General features: G+C 61.2%; 9 protein-coding genes. 2 read left to right on the forward strand and 7 right to left on the reverse strand.

Annotated features, from left to right (window positions below; all coding sequences use genetic code 11):
- Positions 1 to 74: 74 nt before the first annotated feature.
- The 6 genes from QMX91_RS26230 to dadA all read right to left on the reverse strand — a co-directional run bounded on the left by QMX91_RS26230 (position 75) and on the right by dadA (position 6167).
- Positions 75 to 1997: an acetyl-CoA hydrolase/transferase C-terminal domain-containing protein gene (locus QMX91_RS26230; protein ID WP_282413601.1), complete on the reverse strand. Its 1923-nt coding sequence runs from the start codon at positions 1995 to 1997 to the stop codon at positions 75 to 77.
- A 135-nt stretch (positions 1998 to 2132) separates the two neighbouring features.
- A complete protein-coding gene (locus QMX91_RS26235; protein WP_041071964.1) occupies positions 2133 to 2549 on the reverse strand; it encodes a c-type cytochrome in 417 nt (138 codons plus the stop codon).
- Between the two features lie 182 nt (positions 2550 to 2731).
- Positions 2732 to 3280, reverse strand: coding sequence for a cupin domain-containing protein (locus QMX91_RS26240; RefSeq protein ID WP_007920393.1), 549 nt, complete (start codon positions 3278 to 3280; stop codon positions 2732 to 2734).
- An 88-nt stretch (positions 3281 to 3368) separates the two neighbouring features.
- Complete coding sequence (alr, locus tag QMX91_RS26245; protein WP_282413602.1) at positions 3369 to 4442, reverse strand: alanine racemase; 1074 nt, start codon at positions 4440 to 4442, stop codon at positions 3369 to 3371.
- A gap of 95 nt (positions 4443 to 4537) precedes the next feature.
- On the reverse strand, positions 4538 to 4891 hold the full coding sequence (locus QMX91_RS26250) for a RidA family protein (RefSeq protein ID WP_027610426.1): 354 nt from the start codon (positions 4889 to 4891) through the stop codon (positions 4538 to 4540).
- Positions 4863 to 6167, reverse strand: coding sequence for a D-amino acid dehydrogenase (gene dadA / locus QMX91_RS26255; RefSeq protein WP_007962383.1), 1305 nt, complete (start codon positions 6165 to 6167; stop codon positions 4863 to 4865). Before dadA ends, QMX91_RS26250 begins: the two co-directional genes overlap by 29 nt.
- Positions 6168 to 6323: 156 nt before the next feature.
- On the opposite strand from dadA, the gene QMX91_RS26260 reads away from it, so the two are divergent.
- The gene (locus QMX91_RS26260; protein WP_003177284.1) at positions 6324 to 6812 is read left to right on the forward strand and encodes an Lrp/AsnC ligand binding domain-containing protein; all 489 of its coding nucleotides are present in this window, start codon (positions 6324 to 6326) and stop codon (positions 6810 to 6812) included.
- A 142-nt stretch (positions 6813 to 6954) separates the two neighbouring features.
- On the opposite strand, the gene QMX91_RS26265 is transcribed toward QMX91_RS26260, so the two are convergent.
- Entirely contained in the window at positions 6955 to 7308 is a 354-nt protein-coding gene (locus tag QMX91_RS26265; RefSeq protein ID WP_027610425.1) for a YkgJ family cysteine cluster protein, read from the reverse strand.
- Positions 7309 to 7455: 147 nt separating this feature from the next.
- Here QMX91_RS26265 and QMX91_RS26270 point away from each other — a divergent pair, with 147 nt between their 5' ends.
- Positions 7456 to 8766 carry an FAD-binding oxidoreductase gene (locus tag QMX91_RS26270; RefSeq protein ID WP_282413603.1) on the forward strand — a complete coding sequence of 437 codons (1311 nt, stop codon included), beginning with the start codon at positions 7456 to 7458 and terminating at the stop codon, positions 8764 to 8766.
- The last annotated feature ends 137 nt before the right edge of the window (positions 8767 to 8903 follow it).

Raw genomic sequence — 8903 nt, forward strand, 5'->3', positions numbered from 1 at the left:
GTCGAGCTATTCTTTGACTGACACGACGCCTTCGCGAGCAAGCCCGCTCCCACCGTTGGTTTTGGGGTGGCCCGTTACTGTGCGGTGGCTTTGAGGCCGGTGAGCAGCAGACGCTGGAACAGCTCTTCTTTCAGGCCTTCCGGGTTGGTCAGTTGCATACGTTCAAGGTGCTCGGGGAACGTCGAAGCCTCCGGCGCATCCAGCGCAGCCTTGCCCAGCTCCAAGATCTCGCTCAGCTTGAACTTGCTCTTCAGCCAGTTCAGCGCCCGCAGCAGATCCCGTTCGATCGCGGTGAAATCACAACCCAGCGGATACTCGGGAAACAGATTCGGATGCTTCGCGGCGATCGCCTGCAAGCGTTGCGGGGTGTTGTCGGCAAAGCGTGGATCGAGGCGGAAATCCTTCGGCAGTTTGCCGACCTTCTGCACCTGTTCGATCAGCCCCGGTTGAAAGCGTGAATCGCTGATGTTCAGCAACGACTCGATTACCACCGCATCGGTCTTGCCGCGCAGATCGGCAATGCCGTATTCGGTGATCACGATGTCGCGCAGGTGCCGTGGAATCGTGCAATGGCCGTACTCCCAGACGATGTTCGAGCTGACCTCGCCGGCGGACTCGCGCCAGCTGCGCAGGATCAGAATCGAGCGCGCATCGTGCAGCGCGTGGCCCTGGGCGACAAAATTGTATTGCCCGCCGACACCGCTGAGCACCCGCCCGTCTTCCAATTGATCGGCCACACCCGCGCCCATCAGCGTCATAGTGAACACGGTGTTGATGAATCGCGCATCGACACGCTGCAAGCGCTTGAGCTCTTCCTGCCCGTACAGCTCGTTGATGTAGCTGATGCGGGTCATGTTGAATTCGAGTCGCTTGCTCAGCGGCAGCTCGCGCAGGCGCTCGTAGAAACTGCGCGGGCCGAGGAAGAAGCCGCCGTGCACCGAGATGCCATCGGTCTGCGCCGACTCATCGAGGGTGCCGGCGTTGGCCTGCTCCTGAGTGTGCACGTCGGGGTAGACCTTGCGCCGGATGATCCCGGCATCCGCCAGCACCAGCAGACCGTTGACGAACATTTCGCTGCAGCCATACAGGCCTTTGGCGAATGGCGCAGTGCCGCCCTCGCGCTCGATCAACTGCGCCCACTGGCTGAGATTGATGTCGTTGAGCAAGGCTTGGTAACCAGCGTTGTCCGCCTGCCGCGCGAGCAATGCGGCCGTGAGCGCGTCGCCCATCGAACCGATGCCGATCTGCAAGGTGCCGCCGTCGCGCACCAGGGTGCTGGCGTGCAAACCGATGAAGTGATCCTGAAAACCCACCGGCATGTTCGGCGTGGAAAACAGCGTGCTGCTGTCCTTCGCGTCGATCAGCAGGTCGAAGGTGTCGATATCGACTTCGGCATCGCCGGGCATGTACGGCAGATCGGTGTGCACCTGACCGACCAGCAGAATGGTCTCCCCGGCGTCGCGGCGCTTGGTGATCATCGGCAGCAGGTCAAGGGTGATGTCCGGGTTGCAGCTCAGGCTCAGGCGATCGGGATGCTCGCTGCTGCTGGCGAGCAATTGCGCCACCAGATTGAGGCCGGCGGCGTTGATGTCGCGGGCGGCGTGGCTGTAGTTGCTGCTGACGTAATCCTGCTGGGCCGGCGCGCTGTTGAGCAGGCTGCCGGGCTGCATGAAGAACTGTTCGATACGGATGTTGGCGGGCAGGCTGTCACGCTGCAGATCGGCGAGGAAATCGAATTCGGGGTAGTCGCCGAACACGCGCTCGACGAAGGGTTCGATGAAGCGCTTCTGCAGACCGTCGCCCAGCGTCGGCCGCCCCAGGCATAGCGCGGTGTACATCGTCAGCTGTCGTTCGGGCAAATCCTTGATCCGCCGGTACAGCGCGTTGACGAAGTGATTGGGCTTGCCCAGCCCCAGCGGCATGCCCATATGGATATGTGCCGGCAGACGTGCAAGCACATCGTCCACTGCCTGTTCGATCGAACACAACTGCACCATCTGAAGCCTCCTGCCCGTTCCGTGAATAGGGGTAGACCGAGCTTGCCTCGACTTTGCTGCAAAGGACAGCGAAAGCCGTGAATCGCAGGCACAAAAAAACCGTCCGAAGACGGTTTTTTTCGTCAGAAGCGCGGCTTATTTCAGGCCGGACATCTTCTGGATCGCGCCTTTCAACTCGTCGTCCGAGCAATCGGCGCAGGTGCCTTTTGGCGGCATGGAATTGATGCCGGTGATGGCTTTGGCGAGGATGCCGTCGAGGCCGCCCTGGTGATCGGCGCGGTCTTTCCAGGCGGCGGTGTCACCGATTTTCGGTGCGCCTAGCAGACCCGTACCGTGGCAAGCGTTGCAATGTTTTGCAATCACTTCATCCGGCGTCTTCGCCCCACCACCGCCTCCAGCGGAGGCAGCGACTTCCATCCCTTTGCATTCCTGTCCCTGAACGCACACCTGGCCGACCGGCTCGAGGCGCTTGGCAATGTCGTCATTCGTCGCAGCTTGAGCGCTGACAGCCCAGAGGGCCAGTACGGTTGCTGGTGCGGCCAGCATTTTCATAATTAGGTTCACGCGTTCACCCTCAATGGTGGCTATTCACGCCTGCGGCCACGGTTCGCAGGCGGGCGCAAGTATAGCGGGTAGCCCGCCACACTGAAACAACCCCATAGTCGAAGGGGTTATACCGCGCTGTGGAAAAACTCATCGGATGCCTTCACCGTCATGGCCTGGCACCTCTGTCTTTAAAAATTCGCCGGCGTGGCTGCGCTGATTAGTCGCGCGGGCGCGTCGAACGGATTACGGAAACGGTGCGGCTTGGTACTTTCAAAATAGTAGCTGTCGCCGGCTTCGAGAATAAAAGTTTCCAGACCCACCACCAGTTCCAGACGCCCTTCCACCAGAATCCCGGTTTCTTCGCCTTCATGGGTGAGCATTTCTTCGCCGGTATCAGCGCCCGGCGGGTAGATCTCGTTGAGAAACGCGATGGCCCGGCTCGGGTGCGCGCGGCCGACCAGTTTCATGGTCACCGCGCCGTCGGAGATGTCGATCAGCTCGTTGGCCTTGTAGACGATCTGGGTCGGGACTTCCTGCAGGATTTCTTCGGAAAAGAACTCGACCATGGACATGGGAATCCCGCCCAGAACCTTCCTCAGCGAACTGATCGAAGGGCTGACGCTATTCTTTTCGATCATCGAAATGGTGCTGTTGGTGACGCCCGCGCGTTTGGCGAGTTCACGCTGGGAAAGCCCTTTGAGCTTGCGGATCGATTGCAGTCGTTCACCGACGTCCAAGGCGGGAGCCTCCTGATGTTGTAAGAATATTGAGCGTTATCATGGCGACAGCGTTCAGTATTTACAACACTTGGCCCCCGTGCTGGCCTCAACCCTCGGAATAGAGCCTTGGCACGCGACGCAGGTTGCAGAAGATCTGGTACGGAATGGTGTCCGCCCACTGCGCCACTTCGCTGGCGAGGATGTTTTTGCCCCACAGTTCGACGATCGAACCGAGGTCCGCTTCCGGCACATCGGTGAGGTCGATGCAGAGCATGTCCATCGATACGCGGCCAAGCAGGCGGCTGCGTTTGCCGGCCACCAGCACCGGCGTGCCGGTCGGGGCATGACGCGGGTAGCCATCGGCATAGCCCATGGCAACCACGCCGATGCGCATCGGCTTGTCGGTGATGAATTTGGCGCCATAGCCGATCGGCTCGCCGGCGGGCAGTTCGCGCACGCAGATGACTTTCGATTCGAGGGTCATCACCGGTTGCAGACGCTCGGCCACGGCGTTGGCTTCTTCGAACGGGGTCGCGCCGTAGAGCATGATGCCCGGGCGCACCCAGTCGCTGTGGATCTGCGGCCAACCGAGCACGGCCGGCGAGTTGCGCAGGCTGACTTCGGCAGCCAGACCCTGACGCGCCGCTTCGAACACCGCGACCTGATCGGCGCTGCTCTGCTCATGCAGTTCATCGGCGCGGGCGAAGTGGCTCATCAGCACGATTTTCGCCACTTTGCCGCTGGCCAGCAGGCGCTGGTAGGCCGCCGCGTAGTCCTTCGGATGCAGGCCGACGCGGTGCATGCCGGAATCGAGCTTGAGCCACACGGTGATCGGTTTGCTCAATGCCGTCTGCTCGATGGCTTCGAGCTGCCACAGCGAATGCACCACGGTCCAGAAATCATGTTCGACGATCAGTGCCAGCTCGTCAGCCTCGAAGATGCCTTCGAGCAACAACACCGGGGCCTTGATGCCGGCCGCGCGCAGCTCCAGCGCTTCTTCAATGCAGGCGACGGCAAACCCGTCGGCCTCGGTTTCCAGCGCCTGGGCGCAACGCACCGCGCCGTGACCGTAGGCATCAGCCTTGATCACCGCCAGCGCCTTGGCGCCGGTGACTTCGCGGGCAATTCGGTAGTTGTGACGCAGGGCTTCTAGGTCAATCAGGGCACGGGCAGGACGCATGGCGGCAGACTTCTAGGCGGTCATGGAAATAAAAAACCGGCGCCGACTGACGACGTGAACCGCCAACAGCGCCGGGAGAGGGATCTTTGAATCGGTTACGGCAACGCGGCGACGATGGAGATCTCGACCAGGATGCTCGGCTTGGCCATCTTCGCTTCGACGGTGGCCCGGGCCGGCGCGGCGCCTTTGGGCAGCCACTGATCCCACACCGAATTCATCCCGGCAAAGTGCGCCTCGATGTCGTTCAGGTAGATCGTTGCCGACAGCAGATGCTGCTTGTCAGTCCCGGCCAGATCCAGCAAACGCTCGATATTGGCGAGCACCTCGCGGGTCTGCTGTTCGACTCCGGCGTCGAAGTCGTCGCCGACCTGCCCGGCCAGATACACGGTGCCGTTGTGGGTGACGATCTGACTCATGCGCTCATTGGTGAGCTGGCGCTGGATTGCCATGTTTTGCGGACTCCTGAGGCTTGTTGCCGTAACGGGAAATATCGAGGCCTTCGGCGCTGATCTGCGGCTTTTTCTTCGCCATCAGATCGGCCAGCAAACGACCGGAACCGCACGCCATGGTCCAACCCAGGGTGCCGTGACCGGTGTTGAGGAACAGGTTCTTGAACGGCGTGGCGCCCACGATCGGCGTGCCGTCCGGGGTGGTCGGACGCAGGCCGGTCCAGAAGCTCGCCTCGGCCAGATTGCCGCCCTGAGGATAAAGGTCGTTGACGATCATCTCCAGGGTTTCACGCCGACGCGGGTTCAGCGACAGGTCAAAACCGGCGATTTCGGCCATGCCGCCGACGCGGATGCGGTTGTCGAAACGGGTGATCGCGACCTTGTAGGTTTCGTCGAGAATGGTCGAGGTCGGGGCCATGGCCGGGTTGGTGATCGGCACGGTCAGCGAGTAACCCTTGAGCGGATACACCGGAGCCTTGATGCCCAGCGGCTTGAGCAATTGCGGCGAGTAGCTGCCGAGGGCCAGCACGTAGCGGTCGGCGGTTTCCAGCTTGCCGTCGATCCATACACCGTTGATGCGGTCACCGGCGTAGTCGAGGCGCTGGATGTCCTGGCCGAAGCGGAATTCCACACCAAGTTTCACGGCCATTTCCGCCAGGCGCGTAGTGAACATCTGGCAGTCGCCGGTCTGGTCGTTCGGCAGACGCAGGGCGCCGGCGAGGATGTCGGTGACATTGGCCAGGGCCGGCTCGACACGGGCAATGCCGGCGCGGTCGAGGACTTCAAACGGTACGCCGGATTCTTTCAGCACGGCGATGTCTTTAGCGGCGCCATCGAGCTGTGCCTGAGTGCGGAACAGTTGCGTGGTACCGAGGCTGCGGCCTTCGTAAGCGATGCCGGTTTCGGCGCGCAGTTCATCGAGGCAGTCGCGACTGTACTCGGACAGACGCACCATGCGCTCCTTGTTCACTGCGTAACGGCTAGCGGTGCAGTTGCGCAGCATTTGCGCCATCCACAGGTACTGGTCGATGTCGGCAGTGGCCTTGATCGCCAACGGCGCGTGGCGCTGCAGCAACCACTTGATGGCCTTGAGCGGTACACCCGGCGCAGCCCATGGCGAGGCATAACCCGGCGACACCTGGCCGGCGTTGGCGAAACTGGTCTCCATGGCCACGGCTGGCTGCCGGTCGACCACCACCACTTCAAACCCGGCACGGGCCAGATAGTAAGCACTGGCGGTACCGATGACGCCGCTACCCAAGACCATTACGCGCATTTTTGTATCCCTCATCGCGGCGGGGCCGCGTACGTCTGTTGTTAGAGCAATGATGCGCGCAGTGTAAAAAAGAATGGCCAGTGCATTTCACTATATAAGCGCCTATATTTGGCGACAATTCTCGGCAAAAACCCTTTTCACGGAGGCGCATCCCCTATGCGTACCAACACTCAGACCAAACGTGAGCTGGACAAGATCGACCGCAACATTTTGCGGATCCTGCAGGCGGACGGGCGCATATCGTTTACCGAACTCGGGGAGAAGGTTGGTCTGTCCACCACACCGTGCACGGAGCGGGTGCGCCGGCTGGAGCGCGAAGGGATCATCATGGGCTACAACGCCCGCCTGAATCCGCAGCATTTGAAGGGTAGCCTGCTGGTGTTCGTCGAGATCAGCCTCGATTACAAATCCGGCGACACCTTCGAAGAGTTCCGCCGCGCGGTGCTGAAGCTGCCGCACGTGCTGGAATGCCACCTGGTGTCAGGAGATTTCGACTATCTGGTGAAGGCGCGGATTTCCGAGATGGCCTCGTACCGCAAACTGCTGGGCGACATTCTGTTGAAGTTGCCGCATGTGCGTGAGTCCAAAAGCTATATCGTGATGGAAGAGGTGAAAGAGAGCCTGAGCCTGCCGATTCCGGATTGAGATTTGTGCTTCCTGATCCGGCCCCATCGCTGGCAAGCCAGCTCCCACAGGTTCAGTGATTAACACATATTCTGTGAACGACAACGATCACTGTGGGAGCTGGCTTGCCAGCGATTGGGTCGACTCGGTTCCAGCAATTGCGCTAAACCAGCACCTGCCGATTCGCCGCCATGTATTCGAAGATCTGCTTTTCAACCCGTGGATGAATCAACTCCACCGGCCCCCGCCCGTTCGGGCATGGCAGGGTTTTGGTGGTACCGAACAACCGGCAAATCAGCGGTCGCTCGCCATACACCGTGCAGCCATTCGGCCCCAGGTGTACACAGTTCAGTTCTTCCATCGCCGCATCCTGCTCGGCGCGGGTCTTGCGCGGCAGGCGTGACATTTCTTCCGGCGAGGTGGTCACCGGCCCGCAGCAGTCATGGCAGCCCGGCACGCACTCGAACGTGGGGATCTGCTGACGCAGGTCGCGAATGGTCTGGCGGTTGCAACTCATCGAAACGGTAATCCACATGAAATAGGCGGCAATTGTGCCGCAAAAGCCGAGATCCACACAGCAACGGCCGACCAGTGTTGCCCGTCTTCGGCCGTGCGGCTTATGCTCCGTCAAATTTTCTCGACACCCAGCCGTTGGATGATGCCCATGAATGCCCGCGCCCGAACCTTCGCGAGCCAACCCCACGTTGCCTCTTACTACGCCGCCAGCAGCCTGCCGCAGCCCGAGTATCCGGTGCTGCAAGGCGAGCTGAGCGCAGACGTGTGCGTGGTCGGCGGCGGCTTCTCGGGGCTGAACACCGCGCTGGAATTGGCCGAACGCGGCCTCAGTGTGGTGTTGCTGGAAGCGCACCGGGTCGGTTGGGGCGCCAGCGGCCGCAACGGCGGGCAGTTAATTCGCGGGGTCGGCCACGGCCTCGACCAGTTCAGCAACGTCATCGGCGCTGACGGCGTTCGCCAGATGAAACTGATGGGCCTGGAAGCGGTGGAAATCGTCCGCCAGCGCGTCGAGCGTTTCCAGATCCCGTGCGATCTGACTTGGGGCTACTGCGATCTCGCCAACAAACCGGCCGATCTCGAAGGCTTTGCCGAAGATGCCGAAGAGCTGCGCAGTCTCGGCTATCGCTACGAAACCCGCCTGTTGCAAGCCGATGAAATGCACACCGTGGTCGGCTCCAAACGTTACGTCGGCGGCTTGATCGACATGGGTTCCGGGCATCTGCACCCACTGAACCTGGCGCTGGGCGAAGCCGCTGCCGCACAGCAATTGGGCGTGCAGCTGTTCGAGCAATCGGCGGTGACGCGTATCGATTACGGCCCCGCAGTTCGCGTCCACACCGCTCAAGGTTCAGTGCGGGCGAAAACCCTGGTGCTGGGCTGCAACGCTTACCTCAACGACCTCAATCCGCAACTCAGCGGCAAAGTACTGCCCGCCGGCAGTTACATCATTGCGACCGAACCGCTGTCCGAAGAACTGGCGCACAGCCTGCTGCCGCAAAACATGGCGGTCTGTGACCAGCGGGTGGCGCTGGATTACTACCGGCTCTCGGCGGATCGGCGCCTGCTGTTCGGCGGTGCCTGCCACTATTCCGGGCGCGACCCGAAGGACATCGGCGCCTACATGCAGCCGAAGATGCTCGAAGTGTTTCCGCAACTGGCGGGCGTGAAAATCGACTATCAATGGGGCGGCATGATCGGCATCGGCGCCAACCGTCTGCCACAGATCGGCAGGCTCAATGATCAACCGAACGTGTATTACGCCCAGGCCTATTCCGGGCACGGAGTGAATGCCACGCACCTGGCGGGCAAGCTGCTCGCCGAGGCGATCAGCGGGCAGCACAGCGGTGGCTTTGATCTGTTTGCCAAGGTGCCGCACATCACCTTCCCCGGCGGCAAGCATTTGCGCTCGCCGTTGCTGGCGTTGGGGATGTTGTGGCATCGGATTAAAGAGTTGGTCTGATGTTTTTTTGAGGCCCTGAATACACCTTCGCGAGCAAGCCCGCTCCCACAGGTGACCGCGCTCCACCTTGAGAACACGGTCGAATGTTGGAGCGGGCTTGTTCGCGAAGGGGCCGAAAAAGGCGCTAAAACGTTCAA

The sequence above is a fragment of the Pseudomonas sp. PS01299 genome (assembly GCF_029960145.1).
GTDB lineage: Bacteria > Pseudomonadota > Gammaproteobacteria > Pseudomonadales > Pseudomonadaceae > Aquipseudomonas > Aquipseudomonas putida_A.

Excerpts from the sequence above, each read along its gene's own strand:
- QMX91_RS26230 (WP_282413601.1), bottom strand. The coding sequence starts at position 1,997 with ATGGTGCAGTTGTGTTCGATCGAACAGGCAGTGGACGATGTGCTTGCA.
- QMX91_RS26235 (WP_041071964.1), bottom strand. The coding sequence starts at position 2,549 with ATGAAAATGCTGGCCGCACCAGCAACCGTACTGGCCCTCTGGGCTGTC.
- alr (WP_282413602.1), bottom strand. The coding sequence starts at position 4,442 with ATGCGTCCTGCCCGTGCCCTGATTGACCTAGAAGCCCTGCGTCACAAC.
- QMX91_RS26250 (WP_027610426.1), bottom strand. The coding sequence starts at position 4,891 with ATGGCAATCCAGCGCCAGCTCACCAATGAGCGCATGAGTCAGATCGTC.
- dadA (WP_007962383.1), bottom strand. The coding sequence starts at position 6,167 with ATGCGCGTAATGGTCTTGGGTAGCGGCGTCATCGGTACCGCCAGTGCT.
- QMX91_RS26260 (WP_003177284.1), top strand. The coding sequence starts at position 6,324 with ATGCGTACCAACACTCAGACCAAACGTGAGCTGGACAAGATCGACCGC.
- QMX91_RS26265 (WP_027610425.1), bottom strand. The coding sequence starts at position 7,308 with ATGAGTTGCAACCGCCAGACCATTCGCGACCTGCGTCAGCAGATCCCC.
- QMX91_RS26270 (WP_282413603.1), top strand. The coding sequence starts at position 7,456 with ATGAATGCCCGCGCCCGAACCTTCGCGAGCCAACCCCACGTTGCCTCT.